Annotated in this window: 13 protein-coding genes; 2 read left to right on the forward strand and 11 right to left on the reverse strand. The window is 45.9% G+C overall.

Translation table 11 applies throughout. The annotated features are described in order from the left end of the window. Nucleotides 1–51 precede the first annotated feature (51 nt). The 11 genes from FTU91_RS02225 to cysM form a co-directional block, all read right to left on the reverse strand. Entirely contained in the window at nucleotides 52–786 is a 735-nt protein-coding gene (locus tag FTU91_RS02225) for a glycosyltransferase family 2 protein (protein ID WP_180080709.1), read from the reverse strand. A 12-nt stretch (nucleotides 787–798) separates the two neighbouring features. Further along, nucleotides 799–2,469: an AMP-binding protein gene (locus FTU91_RS02230; RefSeq protein ID WP_180080711.1), complete on the reverse strand. Its 1,671-nt coding sequence runs from the start codon at nucleotides 2,467–2,469 to the stop codon at nucleotides 799–801. A 12-nt stretch (nucleotides 2,470–2,481) separates the two neighbouring features. Beyond that, nucleotides 2,482–3,036 carry a septation protein IspZ gene (locus FTU91_RS02235; protein ID WP_180042768.1) on the reverse strand — a complete coding sequence of 185 codons (555 nt, stop codon included), beginning with the start codon at nucleotides 3,034–3,036 and terminating at the stop codon, nucleotides 2,482–2,484. Next, nucleotides 3,033–3,281 carry an acyl carrier protein gene (locus FTU91_RS02240; RefSeq protein ID WP_180042769.1) on the reverse strand — a complete coding sequence of 83 codons (249 nt, stop codon included), beginning with the start codon at nucleotides 3,279–3,281 and terminating at the stop codon, nucleotides 3,033–3,035. Before FTU91_RS02240 ends, FTU91_RS02235 begins: the two co-directional genes overlap by 4 nt. Nucleotides 3,282–3,290: 9 nt before the next feature. Then, entirely contained in the window at nucleotides 3,291–3,551 is a 261-nt protein-coding gene (locus FTU91_RS02245) for a phosphopantetheine-binding protein (RefSeq protein WP_086195854.1), read from the reverse strand. Next, nucleotides 3,548–4,348 (reverse strand): 1-acyl-sn-glycerol-3-phosphate acyltransferase, encoded by an 801-nt coding sequence (locus tag FTU91_RS02250; protein ID WP_180080713.1) that lies wholly within the window; start codon nucleotides 4,346–4,348, stop codon nucleotides 3,548–3,550. Before FTU91_RS02250 ends, FTU91_RS02245 begins: the two co-directional genes overlap by 4 nt. Beyond that, complete coding sequence (locus tag FTU91_RS02255; protein WP_180080714.1) at nucleotides 4,342–4,980, reverse strand: beta-ketoacyl synthase chain length factor; 639 nt, start codon at nucleotides 4,978–4,980, stop codon at nucleotides 4,342–4,344. Before FTU91_RS02255 ends, FTU91_RS02250 begins: the two co-directional genes overlap by 7 nt. A gap of 233 nt (nucleotides 4,981–5,213) precedes the next feature. Next, nucleotides 5,214–7,520, reverse strand: coding sequence for a bifunctional (p)ppGpp synthetase/guanosine-3',5'-bis(diphosphate) 3'-pyrophosphohydrolase (locus FTU91_RS02260; RefSeq protein WP_086195857.1), 2,307 nt, complete (start codon nucleotides 7,518–7,520; stop codon nucleotides 5,214–5,216). Between the two features lie 29 nt (nucleotides 7,521–7,549). Beyond that, the gene (rlmD, locus tag FTU91_RS02265; RefSeq protein WP_180080724.1) at nucleotides 7,550–8,941 is read right to left on the reverse strand and encodes a 23S rRNA (uracil(1939)-C(5))-methyltransferase RlmD; all 1,392 of its coding nucleotides are present in this window, start codon (nucleotides 8,939–8,941) and stop codon (nucleotides 7,550–7,552) included. Nucleotides 8,942–8,947: 6 nt separating this feature from the next. Beyond that, nucleotides 8,948–9,769 (reverse strand): 3'-5' exonuclease, encoded by an 822-nt coding sequence (locus FTU91_RS02270; protein WP_180080726.1) that lies wholly within the window; start codon nucleotides 9,767–9,769, stop codon nucleotides 8,948–8,950. 19 nt (nucleotides 9,770–9,788) lie between these two features. Next, on the reverse strand, nucleotides 9,789–10,709 hold the full coding sequence (gene cysM / locus FTU91_RS02275) for a cysteine synthase CysM (RefSeq protein ID WP_086195860.1): 921 nt from the start codon (nucleotides 10,707–10,709) through the stop codon (nucleotides 9,789–9,791). Nucleotides 10,710–10,862: 153 nt separating this feature from the next. On the opposite strand from cysM, the gene FTU91_RS02280 reads away from it, so the two are divergent. Together FTU91_RS02280 and FTU91_RS02285 are read left to right on the forward strand one after the other, a co-directional pair. Beyond that, nucleotides 10,863–13,673, forward strand: coding sequence for a response regulator (locus tag FTU91_RS02280; RefSeq protein ID WP_180080728.1), 2,811 nt, complete (start codon nucleotides 10,863–10,865; stop codon nucleotides 13,671–13,673). 128 nt (nucleotides 13,674–13,801) lie between these two features. Next, a complete protein-coding gene (locus tag FTU91_RS02285) occupies nucleotides 13,802–14,590 on the forward strand; it encodes a crotonase/enoyl-CoA hydratase family protein (protein ID WP_180080730.1) in 789 nt (262 codons plus the stop codon). Nucleotides 14,591–14,597: the final 7 nt, after the last annotated feature.

A 14,597-nucleotide genomic window follows, 5' to 3' on the forward strand; every position in this document is an offset into this window, starting at 1 on the left:
CCACGTTCTTTGATGTCATTCCATTGGGTCGGGTTCAGATCAGCCACAGCATCAACCTTGCATTTTTTGTCGCAATAATTGCGGCAAACGAATCAGCATCCCACCCAGCAATTTGGCATGGGTCTGACTCATTCCCCAGTTGTCACGCCAGGCGTTGAAATGGGAAATGCCATCTTCCGGATAAATGACTTTGGTCGGCACATTGATAAAAAATACATTGGCCCACTTTAAGCGCACCAGAATCTCGCTATCAAAGCCCATACGCGGCTGAAACTTTGCCGAATCCAGCACCTGAATGGTAGGTGCTAAGGGATAGACCCGGAAACCGCACATGCTGTCCTTGATCTCCAAGGACAGGCTGTTAATCCAGACCCAGATATGCGTGGCATAACGGCCATAAAGGCGTTTTTTCGGCACTGATGCATCAAAAACCGGCTGACCGATAACCATCGCTTCCGGGTGTTGCTGGGAAATTTGCAGGAATTTTGCCACATCCTGCCAGTCATGCTGACCGTCAGAATCGAGCTGCAAAGCATGACTGAAACCGAGCTTGTGGGCATGGCGCAAACCAGTGATGACAGCCTGGCCTTTGCCCTGATTATGCGTGTGTTCAACCAGATCCACCCGGGGATGTTTCAGCGCAATATCATGTAAAAGCTGGGTACATGCGGCATTACTACCATCATTGACCAGAATGATCGGCATTTGAAACTGGTCCAGATGGGCGACCAAAGCTTCAATATAATGAGGATGGTTATACACCGGAATGACAAAACAATGCTGCATAAATCGTCCTTTTTAAGCCGGTTCGGTAGGTATATGAAACAGCAATCGACCAGAGGCCAAGGTCTGCTCTGCATGGCAAAGCTCAAAACTGACTTTGTGCAATTTTCTGCTCAGTTTCAGTTGCAACACCATATACGGTTGAATCAGGTCCTGAAATTTTAATTGCTCAAAACCGTTACACCATTCCAGCTCTGCCCAGCTCTGACGAGCAAAATGCTGGATGAAACCGATTTGTCCTACTCCCGGGAAAATAGGTTTGCCCGGGAAATGCCCTTTAAAGCATTCCAGCTCAGGTGAAAACTCCAAACGATAGCTGACCTGCTCTGACTCATGCTGCTGTTCCAGTACTATAGGCAACAACATCGGCTGAAATAAGGATTTCATGTAGTGTTTATTCAGCTTGGATTGGGCATTTTGCGGTAATTGTGTCAAAAAACGCCACTGTCTGGGAATGGCAATGCCTTCCAGCTTGGACTTTAACTGGTTTTTTAAGGCTGCCACGCATTGTGCCTTAGTACCTTGCTTTAACTGTAGTCTGGCTGAATCGGACAATACTGCCACACAGGCTAAAATCTGACGATGTTCCCGTTCCAGAATCAGCACATGACACTGTACGATGTCATCCAGCTCGATAATTTTCTGCTCGATGGCATCCAGACTTAAACGTTTTTCTTCCAGTTTGACAATCCGGTCCAAACGCCCCAACACATGAAATGGACTTTTCAAATTGCCCGGCTCAATAACTTCGACCTTATCGCCAGTGAAAATCCAGTCTGCACTAAAAGCATGATTGGTTCTAACTTGTAGTTCCTGCTGTTCACTGGCCTGAATATCCACATTGGCAAAAGGTGTCCACAAGGCATCATCCTGCTGGCGATGGGCAATGCCACCAGTTTCCGAACTGCCAAACACTTCGGTAATCGGCCGGTTCAGATATGGCCGTATTCCTGACTCTAATTTCCCACCGGATGAATAAACGGTGATGCAATCTTGTAACAGCACATCACGAGTCCAGCGCTTTAACAGGGCCGGACTGGAAATCACATAATTATCAATCTTGAAAGTACTGAGTTTTTTCTGGATGTCGGCCACATCTTCCGGAAAGGCCAACTGTGCCTGATAAAAACAGCGACCGCTTGCCAGTGGCCAGAGCAACTTAAACAGCAGGCCATAAATATGCTGATGGCTCACTGTGGCAATCGCAATCGCCTGCTCAGGCAACTGAAAACTGGCATCCAGCCCCTGTACTTCATTGAGCAACTGGCGCAAGCTGCGTGGAATTTTCTTCGGCTGCCCGGTGGAGCCTGAAGTGTAAAAATAGATTTGCGCCTGATTTAAAAAGGCATCATCCAGATTGAGTTGAATCGGCTGGTTGTGGGAAACAGCTACAGGCTGACGCTGTAAAAAATAAATGTTCTGTTCAGCCAGTTCTTTTTCTAAGTCACTGACCCGGTGCGGAGGTAGTAATACCTGTTTTTTGGCCAGCAGTGCCGCAAACAGCAGTACTAAAAACTGGTAACTGTCAGGTTCCCAAAGCGCCCAGCTGTCCTGTACAAGTGACTCAATGGCCTGGCTTTGTTGTATCACATCCTGCCAGAAATCCTGAAAGCGGATTTGGCTTAAATCAGGCTGAATGCACAGTGCTTTCTGTGAATGAAGATGACTTTGAAAATGACACAACATAATATTCTATTTTTATTCCTGAATTTGATTTAAGCGCTGTTGCCGCTTACGCAAGATAAATTCGCCCAGTAATAGTAGCCCCATCAACACATAGGAAATAAAGCCGTTATATAGCACCCAAGTCTGCATGGAAGCAAACAAGACTGTCGCCAAGGCAATCAAGGCATTCAATACAAAAAAACCGCACCACATCATGGTGACTTTACGGGTCCAGATCACACCTGCTTCGGGTAAATCCGGTTCTGCCAACCGGGCAAAACGCTCAATCATGGAAGGTGGTCGAATTAACGTCGAGGCAAAAATCATACATGCCCCGACACTCATTAACACCGGATACAGTTTCAGCCAGGCATGATCTTTTAAAATCAGGCTCAAGCTACCACACAAAATGGCAAAGCCGGTTAAAGGCCACAGCAAGGCATTGCCCTTACTGAACAGGCGCAAGAGTCCCAAAACAATCAGCAGGCTGCTGACCCAGACATATTGTCCATGGGCCAGGCTATAACCCACTAAAAAGGGATAAAGAAGCAAGCCAATTGCCACTATCCCTTTCAAGAGCCATTTCATGCAGCAGACATGTTCTGAATTACGGTTACCACATCCTGCACCGTACGGACATTTTTAAAATCTTCAGGATTGACCTGCTTGCCGGTCAGTTCCTTGATTTTGACCACCAGATCAATTGCATCAATACTGTCGACATCCAGATCATTCGCCAAATTGGCATCCAGCTGCACATCTTCAGGGCTAATTTCAAACAGATCTTCCATCCATTCTCTAAGTTTTTCCAGTACTTGTTCCTGAGTTAGCATGACTACCTCTTATACCTGTTGCTGTGCTTCAACCAAAGCAACCAGACTTTGAATTGATTTAAAATGTTGTTTGGTTTCTGCCGATTCAGCATTCAAATGAATGTTGTAACGCTTTTTCAAAGCCAGGCCAAGTTCCAGGGCATCAATAGAATCCAGACCCAAACCATCGCCAAATAAAGGGGCATCGGTGTCAATATCTTCTATGCTGATGTCCTCAAGGGCTAGAACATCAATAATCATTTGCTTTAATTCATCAGCAAGATTGCTCATTTTTTAGATAACTCTTGGTTAAAAAATTGGTGTAATTGATGATTGAGCTGACGCACATTTTTTGGATTTACGCTGGCATCTTCCAAAAGATCATCGACTTGAATGGCATCCAGTACCTTCACCTGAATATGAAAGGGCTGTGAAGGAATGTGATACCACTTTTCATTCTTGGTTAAGGTTGAAGGGGTACAGCTAATCAGCACCGGACGAATCGGCACATTGGCGCGAATGGCAATATTGGCCGCCCCACGCTGAAACTCATTCAGCAACTCCCCTTTGGCGGTCCGTGTTCCTTCCGGAAAAATCAGCAGCGATGCCGCCTGGTCCTGCCGGAGCTTTTCCACGCAGTCATGAATAAATTGCTCAGAACCGGCATTTAAAATATAACCGGCACTCTGTACCGGACCTTTGGTAAAGGGATTCGACCACAGTGCTTGCTTGACCACACAGTTGGCCTGCTCCATCAGCCCGATCAGCACCACCACATCCACCAGTGTCGGATGATTGGCAATCACCAGTTCCTGCTGACTGTGCTGTAATTTTTCCAGCCCCTCGATGTCATAGGTCATAATTCCCAGCTTGACCATCATTTCGGTAAAGCCCTTGAAACTATGCTTAATCACCTTTTGCGCACGCTGCTGACGCAAGTCCGGATTGCGGGTCGATAAATTTACCAAAGGGGCAACCAGTCCGCCAATGGCCACACCGCCAATACCAAAACTGGCAAAACTAAACCCGGTTGCGCCCACACGCCACAGGTAGTTGGCTTTTTGTTTAAGTTGATCTGGTTTTAACATGTTTGCCACGCCTGAATATGCAGGGGAACTTGATTCTGTGCAGATTGCTGCCAGAAATCATGAAAATTGTGTGCATCTTTATATTTATGGCAATGATTGCCTAGTGCTTGCATATCCAGTTGCAGGTTGGGTACGTCAAGGCCAACAATTGCCGACATGGCAAAGGCTGTAAAAGGCTCAGCTTCCTGATAAAGTGCCGGTAATGCCTCGTCATAATACACCACCAGAACGCGTGGATTTGGTTGCGTTGTGGTTTTTAACCAGGCATAGGCTTCAATCAGCGCTTCACTCCACGAAGCCGCCAGACTGGTCGACGGGGTCGCATCCTGACACAAAATCGAATACAACCCGGCAATCGCATTATGCACCGAAGTGGAAAACTGGGTGGGTGATGGCGTCTGATCTTGCAGCACATCGGCCAGAATGTTTAAAGTTTTATGTTCATCGCCATATTGCGAAGCCCAAACAATATAATCTGCCCGTTCAGCATTCAGCGATTGAATGGCACTGCTTAAAGCGAGTTTGGCAATCCCTGACAAACGTCTGCGCTGCATGGCTGGAATTTGTTCTAAGGCGGCAACGGTTTCATCGGCACGACTTATGCACAGTTGTGACACATTGATTTGAAGCATTGCCCTAATTTTCCATACCCAAAAATATTTTAGCTCGAGGCTATTTTAATTGGCGGGATTATAGCATTTGTAATAAAAATTACACAAAACGTATCTTGTATAAGATCAATTATTTAAATTTATATTTTTGATTTCATTGTTTATTTTATTTGAAAACCCTTAAAAAATTGATCAAACATAAAAAAACCAGCAACAGGTGTTGCTGGTTTTTATTGCATCAGTGCAATGTTGAATTAATTTCCTTGTACCAAACGGCGCGCACTGATAATGCCTGGCTGTTGTTCCAAACGTGCCAAAAGACGTGATAACTGGGCCAAACCTTTAACCTCAATCAACAGTTTCATATTGGCAATACCATCCGCTTCAGAAATGGTATTTACCTGACGAATATTGATCTGATCCGAGAAAATCACTTGAGTCAGATCCTTGAGCAGACCGCGACGGTCATAGGCTTCCACCACAATCTGTACACTCTGGCCACGGGTCGGCTGCATTTCCCAATCCGCTTCGACGGCACGTTCAGGTTCCTGAGAAATCATGCGTACATAATCCGGACAGGCCACCTTGTGAATACTGACGCCACGATTCAGGGTAATATAACCGCCAATCGATTCGCCATGCACCGGCTGACAACATTGGGCAATATGCAGTTCCACATTGTCCAAACCATCAATTAAAATGCCGTGTGCCGACAAGGTATGACTGGCACGCGGATTCAAGGTCGGTTTGAGTACCAGTTCAGGCTCGTCCTGACCGATATGCATATGACGGTTAACCTGATTGATCAAGGAATGCAGGCTGATATCGCCATTCACCAGACCAATCAGAATGTCTTCACCCAACTTAACATTGAAGTGATTGCAATAGTCACTTAAATCAATACTTTTCGGGTGAATCGCCAGACGTGAAAGCTCTTTATTGAGAATTTCACGGCCTACTTCCAGATTTTTACTGCGGTCTTGCTGCCTGAACCAGTGACGTAACTTATCCCGTGCCCGGGCGGTTTTAATGTAGCCTAGTGAATTGACCAACCAGTCCCGATTCGGCTCGCGATCTTTTTTGGTTAAGATTTCAACCTGCTCACCGGTTTTCAGAGTATAGGTCAGCGGCACATAGCGCTGGTTCACCCGTGCGGCATAACATTTGTTACCCACTTCGGTATGCACGTGATAGGCAAAATCCAAAACAGTCGAACCACGCGGTAACTCTTTAATATCGCCATCACGGCTAAACACATAAATTTTTTCAAAGCCTTCAAAATCTTGAATTTGTTCAAAATTTTCCGGTTCATCCTCTACTTTATGTGCACTGGCATCATTACGTTCCTGATAATGTTCCAGTACGGCACGCAATGAATGTAAACGATGATTGAAGGAATGGTCGGTATTTTTAGCACCTTCTTTATAGTTGAAGTGCGAACATACCCCAAGCTCGGCTTCTTCATGCATATCCTTGGTCCGGATTTGCACTTCAAGCGACTTATTCTCGGCAATCACAGCAGTATGCAATGAACGGTAGCCATTAGCCTTCGGGTTGGTAATGTAGTCATCAAACTGATGCGGAATATGACGCCAGATTTGATGCACAATACCCAAGGAGTGATAACACTCAGGTACAGTTTTAACCAAAACCCGCACTGCACGAATATCATAGAGCTGGTCAAAGCTTAAGTTTTTGCTTTTCATTTTTCGATAAATCGAATAAATGTGCTTCACCCGACCGCTAATCTCGGCTTCAATGCCATGGCTGGCCAGTTCAGTTTTCAGTTTATCAATCACAAACTGAATGTACTGCTCACGCTCTAGGCGCTTCTCATTCAGCAATGAGGCAATTTCTTTATAGCGCTCTGGGGCCAGATAACGGAAAGCAAGATCTTCCAGCTCCCATTTAAGCTGGGCAATTCCCAGACGGTGTGCCAAAGGCGAGTAAATGGTCAGAATTTCACGTGCCACCCGCTCCTGACGTTCTCGAGAAGCTTGAGTCAGTTCACGCAAGGCATAGGTACGTTCGGCCAGCTTGATCAGCACCACACGAACATCTTCGGTCACGGCAATCAGCATTTTATAAATGCCGCTTAAATGTTCGCGCTGGTTGTTATTAAAATGATCTTCCAGACGCTTGTTCTTTTCAATCAGCTCGGACAGCTTACCCATCGCCAGTGTCCCTTGCACCAGACTATAGACTTGCTCACCAAAATGTTGCTGTACTTCTTCCAGCGTCATCACGCCTTCACGAACGCTACGATACAGCATTGCGGCAGACAAGGTCGCTTCATCGACATGCAGATGCGCCAGAATATCAGCCATTTCAATGCCGGTATAAAAGGTATTGGAACGATGGTTGACCGTACTTTGCAGTTCTTTCTGCAAGGTTAAATGCGCTACATCTTCGAGTTGTTTTAGCGCCGTATCATCTAATATGCCACGAACCCGATTTAACCATTCAGCCAAATCTTGTCGAGCTTGTTCGGCATGTTCTACAGTCGCTTCCTCCGACAACTCATTGAGACGTCCAGGAAGCTGCTCACGTACTGTGACCATACCCTACTCCTACTTTTTTACACTTCATATTATAAATCGTTTATTTCGTTGTATTTTTCGAATAAGGCAATAGATTCAACATGTCCCGTATGGGTAAACATATCCATTACCCCAGCCTTTCTTAATCGATAACCATGTTTCACCAGCACACCCGCGTCTCGCGCCAATGTGGCAGGATTACATGATACATAAACGATTCTTTTCGCACCAAATTTGGGCACATAATACATTATTTCCTCCGCCCCTGAGCGTGGAGGATCAATCAATAATGCATCAAATCCCTGATTTGCCCAAGAATGATGCGAAAAATCTTTTGTTAAATCTTGTGAATAAAATTTTACGTGATGCATACCGTTTTTCTTGGCATTTTCTGCACCGCGTCGAACCATTTCTTCACTTCCCTCCACAGCAACCACTTTTCCGGTTTCACCGACACAACGAGCCAAGGGTAAGGAAAAGTTTCCTAAACCACAAAACAGGTCGAGTACGCGTTCACCTTGCTGTAATTGAAGCAAATCACATGCCAGCTTCACCATCTGAGGATTAATGGTGGAGTTAACCTGAGTAAAATCAAGCGGATTAAAGCCAAATTTCACCTCAAATTCATCTAAAGCATAATGCAAACGCATGTCAGCTGTCGGATCATCGACACGATGCAAACTGTCGCCACCAGCAGGCTGTAAATACAGTTGCCACTGTCTGTTTAACGCAAACTGTTTTAATCGGTTGACATCATCGGATGACAATTTTTCAGTATGGCGAACCAACAGTGCAATATCCTCATCACCCATGGCCAATTCTACATGACCAATCGCTGCTTTGCCCTTTAGACTTTCGAGTAACTCTCTCAAAACCTGAATAGAACCGAACTCACGATCTAACACTATGCAATGCTCAATCGGCGTCAGTTTATTGCTCTGACGTTCACGGAAACCCACCACCAACTGATCTTTAGCTGGAATATAACGCACGCCGATACGTGCTTTACGACGGTAGTCTTCACGTTGTGAACGTAACGGCGTGAGCCATTGCTCAGGCTGGATGCCGGCAAAATGTTCCAGATGCGACTTCAACACGTCCTGTTTAAGCCGGATCTGCTCATCTTCTTGGATGTGCTGCATATTACAACCACCACAGACACCAAAATGCGGGCATTGCGGCTGAACACGCAAATGCGAAGGCTCACTCAGAACCTCCACACAATCGGCTTCTTCTAAACGTTTCACCACATGGGTAATTTGCGCTCTAACCGTCTCCCCCGGCAAGGCATAGGCAATAAAAACTTTTTTACCGCACTTGTCACTCGGATGATCGGGATGCGATCCATAGTGCGCGATTCCCCGTCCTTCATGTGAAAGAGACTCAACCTGAAACGTGTAAATCGGATGCTGAGCTGGACGTGGCTTGGTTCTATGTTTCATGAATACCTAGGGTGTGGGAGAGATAAAATCTGTGGCGGTAAATTCGGTATGTTGTGAAGTTTCACGCCATACCTGAAGAAAATCTGCATGTTGCGGTTGATGCTGTAAATACTGGATAGTGCTTTGAACCCAATAACGGTGATCGTCACTAAGTAACTGCCCCTTGAGCAATAACCAGCGCAAGTAGATCAGCCAGGTATTCAGCACATCACCTTCACAGTAGCTGGTCAATTTTAACCACTGCTGCTCACGGACATATTCTGGAACATGGTAAGCACCATCACCGCGCTTGCCCGGGAAACCAAGTAAGTGGGCCACATCATCCAGTTTCTGGAAATGACGGCCATTGAACATGGCCATGACATCCATCAAATCGACATGGCGCTGATGGTAACGGTTCTGGTAATTATTATAACGCTTTTGCTGGTCAATTTCGCCCTGATCAAACAAACTCGGTGCCGACAGACCGTGATACATGGCACGGAACAGGATCACCGGCAAATCAAATTGTGAACCATTCCAGCTCACCAGGGTCGGATGGCGCTTGTCAAAAATGGACAGGAATTTTTTTAAAATCTCTGCTTCGCCGTATTGCTCACGGCTAAATGAAAACAGTTTCATCGCCCCATTTTCATCAATCCACAGTCCGGAAATACAGACAATTTCATGCAGCGGCAAACGCTGGAAATCCGTACCTGATTCCTGCCGGCGCAATTTCATTAACGCCTGCTCAAGATCCGCTTCGGGCAAATCCAGATGATATAAATGCGCACCTGACTTTAAATCGGTCAGGGTTTCGATATCAAAAATCAAGACAGGTAAGCGCATTTCATCTCACAGTTTTTAATTATTCAGGGTCGACTACAGAGAATAAACCTGTAGACAGGTAGCGGTCACCACGGTCACAAACGATGCAGACAATTACAGCGCCCGGATTTTCTTCCGCCAGTTTAATGGAAGCCCACACGGCACCGCCTGATGATGTTCCGGCACTGATGCCTTCTTTGCGCGCCAGTTGACGTGCAGTTTTTTCCGCTTCAATTTGCGGAATATCGATAATGCGGTCAACACGTTTCGGATCAAAAATGGTAGGCAGATATTCTTGTGGCCAGCGACGGATACCGGCAATATTGGAACCTTCCGAAGGTTGCAAACCGACAATCTGAATATCCGGATTCTGTTCTTTTAAGTATTTTGAAATCCCCATAATCGTACCTGTGGTTCCCATGGAACTGACGAAATGGGTAATTTTACCGCCGGTTTGTTGCCAAATTTCCGGACCAGTCGTCCGGTAATGGGCATCCACATTGTCCGGGTTGCCAAACTGGTTCAACACCAGTCCTTTCCCCTCTTTTTGCATTTGCAGTGCCATATCACGCGCCTGTTCCATATTCTCAGACTCGATCAGCTCGGCGCCATAAGCACGCATCGCATCTTTGCGTTCCTGACTTGAACCTGCAGGCATAATGAGTTTCATTTTATAGCCACGCATGGCAGCCACCATGGCCAAGGCAATTCCCGTATTTCCACTGGTCGCTTCAATCAATGTATCGCCTGGCTTGATTTGACCACGTTTTTCAGCTTGCATAATCATATTATACGCTGGGCGATCTTTTACCGAACCTGCAGGATTGTTTCCTTCAAGTTTAGCCAATACTGTTGCTTGAGTATGACTTGCCAAACGTTGTAAACGCACCAGAGGAGTTTTTCCTACATAGTGGTCCAGTAAAAATTCGTCAGCTTGGAAATCAGGGGTAGTATTACTCATTATTTGCACCTATATCGAGGTGCGCCTATTGTATGAAAAAATGCTTCCTCCTGCACCCATTTAGCAGGCTTTTTATTGAAAGTGATTAAAGCACAGCCAGTTTTAAATAAAGCGTGCTAATATGCAAAACATAGGGAATCAACTGCTTTAACCATGTCAAATATCAATAAAAAGTTATTTAAGCGTCTACACTTAAATCATGCTTATGGACAACTCATCGCCATGATTTTTGTCCCCATTATGGTTTTGGCATGTGTGGGGGCATTGCTGGTTTTATCCGAAACATCCAATGCCTCACGGGCGCAGCAACGTCAGATGGCCATTGCGATTGTGACCCGCTATCAGCTGACCGCCGAAGCTGCATTCGATCTACTCAACCGCTATCCCTGGCAATATGATCAGGCTCGTAATACCCTGCAAGTGATGCTGGATGAAAAACATCTCATTCGTGCCGCAATTATCGATCCCCAAGGCAGAAACCGTTTAAGTATTGGTTTTCAGGATCAGGAAGCTTGGCCCAAGATTGACGCTAAAGCCGATTTTGTCGGGCCTATCCTGCATAATCACAATCATATCTATGCCTTAAAAATTAATGAACATACCGATAACCCGGCCACACTGGTGATTGAGCTGGATAACCAGCCCCTGGAAATTGCCCATTACCGGGTCATGATTGTACTGATTGCCACCGGCCTGCTGACTTTATTGCTACTGTTACTGTGCCTGAATTTCTATTCACGGCGCTGGATTGCGCCGATGTACGAAATCCGGATGCAGTTACAGCGCCTGAATGCCGACACCCTTGATCAGCACATGGTGATTAACAGTACCGGTGAATTGCGCTTGTTGCAGCGTGATATTGCCAATGTGGTCAAGCGGCTGCACTTCAGCTTTCTGGAACTCAAAGAACATACCGAACAGACTGAAGATGATTTGCGTCGCACCCTGGATACCCTGGAAGTGCAAAACATTACTTACCGTCAGGCGCGTGACCAGGCCATTTCAGCCAACCAGTCCAAGTCGGTATTTCTGGCCAATATCAGTCATGAACTGCGTACTCCCTTGAACAGTATTGATGGTTTTATTCATTTATTGCTACGCCAAGGCAACCTAAGCAACGAGCAGAACCTGTATCTGCAAACCATTCGTAAATCATCTGCCCATCTGCTGGCACTGATTAATGATGTACTGGATTTCTCCAAGATTGATGCCGGCAAACTGGAACTGGAAACAGCCCCCTTTGATCTGGAAGAAGCCATTTTTGACGTGATGGATATGCTCTCGCCATTGGCAGCACAGAAGCATATCGATATGGCCTTTTATTATGCCGATAATGTGCCTACGCAAGTGATTGGCGATGCCTTACGCTTCAAGCAGATTCTGACCAACCTGATCTCCAATGCCATCAAGTTCACTCCCGATGGCGAAATTATTGTCCGTGCCCGCATGGAACATGATGATATCGGGCAATGTTTATTACACTTTAGCGTGCAGGACAGCGGCATTGGTCTGAGCGGTACGGACCGGAAAAAACTGTTTGAATCCTTCTCGCAAGGCGATGCTTCAGTGACCCGTCAATTTGGCGGCACAGGACTTGGTCTGGCCATTTCCAAACAGCTGGTACATTTGATGCAGGGGCAAATTGGCTTTGAAGACAACCAGGAACGCGCGCCGACTGAAAAAGGCTCAACCTTCTGGTTTACCGCCATGTTTGTGGTGGATGAAGAGATTGAAATTGTGCATCCGCACTTTGAACAGATGCAGGTGGTTTCCTATTTGGCCCATCCTGCAACAGCCAACATTCTGCGCCATTATCTGGAAAATTATGGGGTGCATCATGTCGAAACCAGCTCGATTCTGGACCTGTTCAGCCAGCTGAATAAATTCTCAAATAACGATGAAAATACCTGGCTGATTGTCGACCATAGCGGCGATGGCGAAGCCCTGCTGAAAGAAATCCGTCAACGCTACCATGGCAATATTGCCGTGTATGGCTATCAGATGGCACTCGATCCAAGCATGCTGAATGAATACAGGGCCCGTCCACTATATCAACCACTCAGTCGTAGTGCCTTGATTCAACTGCTCAGCAATCAGCCTGTTTTCGAACAGGATGTACATGAAGAATTTAATGGACAAGGTCTGCATGTCCTGGCTGTGGATGACCATTTACCGAACCTGATTGTTCTGGAAGCACTACTTGCAGAATTAAATGTCACCACCACCAAAGCCTTAAGCGGCCAGGAAGCCATTGAAATTATTCAGCAGCGCATTGAACAGGAATTACCTGCATTTGATGTGGTGTTTATGGATATCCAAATGCCGGTGATGTCCGGGATTGATACCACCCGTGCCATTCGCTCGCTAGAGTCGACCTTGGAAAATCATAAACGTCTGCCGATTATTGCCCTGACCGCACATGCCCTTGCTGATGAAAAACAAAAACTGTTGCAGGTCGGTATGGATGATTACGTGACCAAACCGATTCAGATGGAACAGATTATTCAGATTCTGACCCACTGGACTTCGGAAAGCTTTAAAAAGGCTAAAAGTATAGAGAAGTCTATTCTGATTGAAGCGCTGGATCCCAATATTCTGGATTGGCAACAAAGCCTGCAACTGGCAGCCAATAAAGAAGATCTGGCCATCGATTTACTGAAAATGCTCATCGACAGTTTCCCGACAGAACTGGATGAAATGCAACAGTTGATTGAAATGGAAGATTTCCCGCAACTGGAACATGTGCTGCACCGCTTATATGGGGCAACCCGTTATGTGGGTGTTCCTCGCCTTCAGGAAGTCACCGGTGGATTCGAACAGTTTGTTTCTGCTTTACGTAAAGAACGCCGCAAGGCGGATGAAGCCTTTATTCAGGAAACCCTGAAACGCTTTGATGAATTACAGTCGGTCATTCAGCAGGTTGAACAGGCCTCCCAGCAAATTTTAAACAGACCAGGGATCTGATCAGGAGTTATCTGAATGTTGAAAGTCACGTCTATCTTTAGATGTGACTGTGCTGTCATGTATCGCGGCATGTATCAGAGAAATACCCATGTTATGCTCAAAACAATAGAAAAATACAGGTCTCTACAATGGCGTTACTTCGCATAGAAAAAAATAATGGCATCGCAACCGTTTGCTTAAACCGTCCAGAAAAGCGTAATGCCATGAGCTTTGCTTTATTACGCGAACTGGTCAATGCTGCCAAACAAATTAAAAAAGACCGCTCCATCCGCTGTGTCATTTTAACCGGTGAAGCACATGTATTTAGTGCCGGCATTGATCTGGCCGATTTAAACGCGCCGAAAAATACCGCTTACGCCGCTTGGGAACTGCTAAAACCGGGACAAAGCCTGTTTCAGAAAGCATTTCTGATCTGGCAGGAACTGCCTGTTCCTGTTATTGCTGCGATTGAAGGCTATTGTCTGGGTGCCGGTATGCAACTGGCTTTGGCTGCGGATATTCGTATTGCCCATCCGGACACCAAAATGTCGATTATGGAAAGTCGCTGGGGATTGGTGCCGGACATGGGACTCACCCGTTCCCTTAAAGGCATTATCGGTCTTGATCTGGCCAAAGAACTGACCTTAACAGGACGTATTTTTGATGCCAATTATGCCAAAGGGATTGGTCTGGTGACGCATCTGGATGAATCACCCATCAGCAAAGCCCAAGCGATTGCAGAGGAAATGTTGCAACGTTCACCCGATGCACTTGCTGCTGCCAAACATGTACTGGATGCCATGGAACATGAACCGAAGAAATCGTTACGTCTGGAGAAAATCTGGCAATTAAAATTACTGTTAGGCAAAAACAGTAAATTGGCGCGTAAAAAAGACAAGAACCCGGAAGTTCAGTTTTTACCGCGCCAATATAAGTAAAATAGTG

It is taken from the genome of Acinetobacter sp. YH12201, assembly GCF_013418145.1.
Lineage (GTDB): Bacteria > Pseudomonadota > Gammaproteobacteria > Pseudomonadales > Moraxellaceae > Acinetobacter.

Excerpts from the sequence above, each read along its gene's own strand:
- FTU91_RS02225 (WP_180080709.1), bottom strand. The coding sequence starts at position 786 with ATGCAGCATTGTTTTGTCATTCCGGTGTATAACCATCCTCATTATATT.
- FTU91_RS02230 (WP_180080711.1), bottom strand. The coding sequence starts at position 2,469 with ATGTTGTGTCATTTTCAAAGTCATCTTCATTCACAGAAAGCACTGTGC.
- FTU91_RS02235 (WP_180042768.1), bottom strand. The coding sequence starts at position 3,036 with ATGAAATGGCTCTTGAAAGGGATAGTGGCAATTGGCTTGCTTCTTTAT.
- FTU91_RS02240 (WP_180042769.1), bottom strand. The coding sequence starts at position 3,281 with ATGCTAACTCAGGAACAAGTACTGGAAAAACTTAGAGAATGGATGGAA.
- FTU91_RS02245 (WP_086195854.1), bottom strand. The coding sequence starts at position 3,551 with ATGAGCAATCTTGCTGATGAATTAAAGCAAATGATTATTGATGTTCTA.
- FTU91_RS02250 (WP_180080713.1), bottom strand. The coding sequence starts at position 4,348 with ATGTTAAAACCAGATCAACTTAAACAAAAAGCCAACTACCTGTGGCGT.
- FTU91_RS02255 (WP_180080714.1), bottom strand. The coding sequence starts at position 4,980 with ATGCTTCAAATCAATGTGTCACAACTGTGCATAAGTCGTGCCGATGAA.
- FTU91_RS02260 (WP_086195857.1), bottom strand. The coding sequence starts at position 7,520 with ATGGTCACAGTACGTGAGCAGCTTCCTGGACGTCTCAATGAGTTGTCG.
- rlmD (WP_180080724.1), bottom strand. The coding sequence starts at position 8,941 with ATGAAACATAGAACCAAGCCACGTCCAGCTCAGCATCCGATTTACACG.
- FTU91_RS02270 (WP_180080726.1), bottom strand. The coding sequence starts at position 9,769 with ATGCGCTTACCTGTCTTGATTTTTGATATCGAAACCCTGACCGATTTA.
- cysM (WP_086195860.1), bottom strand. The coding sequence starts at position 10,709 with ATGAGTAATACTACCCCTGATTTCCAAGCTGACGAATTTTTACTGGAC.
- FTU91_RS02280 (WP_180080728.1), top strand. The coding sequence starts at position 10,863 with ATGTCAAATATCAATAAAAAGTTATTTAAGCGTCTACACTTAAATCAT.
- FTU91_RS02285 (WP_180080730.1), top strand. The coding sequence starts at position 13,802 with ATGGCGTTACTTCGCATAGAAAAAAATAATGGCATCGCAACCGTTTGC.